Source organism: Pseudomonas sp. 2822-17, assembly GCF_002742485.1.
GTDB lineage: Bacteria > Pseudomonadota > Gammaproteobacteria > Pseudomonadales > Pseudomonadaceae > Aquipseudomonas > Aquipseudomonas cyclaminis.
In genome coordinates, this window is the sequence record NZ_LJRZ01000618.1 from 1 (window position 1) to 258 (window position 258).

Sequence of the window (258 nt, forward strand, 5' to 3'; positions counted from 1 at the left end):
ATTGCGTTAGGTATTATGATGAGTATTGTTCTTCTGTATCAATGGATGTTTACCACTTGGGATTCAACGCGTTTAATACATAGTTTTCTTTCGATATCAGCAGCAATAATAGGTGGAGTTATATATATTGTTTTAATATGGCTATTGCGTGTTTTTGAAAAAAATGAATGGGAGAGTTTGCCGAAGGTGGCTAAAATGCTCCCCTATAGATAAAAAAGAAAGAACAGGATGTGATAATTATGCGTCATACTATTACGA

The 258-nt window shown here is 33.7% G+C and carries 1 protein-coding gene; it reads left to right on the forward strand.

Going from position 1 to position 258, the window contains the following annotated elements; translation table 11 throughout:
* The coding region (locus tag AOA60_RS33445) for a hypothetical protein (protein ID WP_218240777.1) at window positions 1-213 on the forward strand (213 nt) is incomplete at its 5' end.
* Window positions 214-258: the final 45 nt, after the last annotated feature.